The organism is Anaerovorax odorimutans, from assembly GCF_024459955.1.
Classification (GTDB): Bacteria; Bacillota; Clostridia; order Peptostreptococcales; family Anaerovoracaceae; genus Hominibacterium; species Hominibacterium odorimutans_A.
On the sequence record NZ_JANFXK010000231.1, the window covers coordinates 1 to 228 of the forward strand.

Genomic DNA, 228 nt, shown 5'->3' on the forward strand with positions numbered 1-228 from the left:
CACAAAACCGTACTGATTGATCCTGGCGTAGGATGCCAGGGAGTTGATCAGACCGATGTTAGGACCCTCAGGAGTCTCGATAGGACACATTCTTCCGTAATGGGAGTAATGTACATCTCGAACCTCGAAACCTGCACGGTCTCGTGACAGACCGCCGGGGCCTAATGCGGAAAGACGTCTCTTATGGGTCAGCTCACCCAGAGGGTTGTTCTGATCCATAAACTGTGA

Annotated in this window: 1 protein-coding gene; it reads right to left on the bottom strand. The window is 51.8% G+C overall.

Annotated features, from left to right (window positions below):
* On the bottom strand, positions 1-228 hold a 228-nt coding region (locus NE619_RS18590; protein WP_256133934.1), incomplete at both ends, for a hypothetical protein.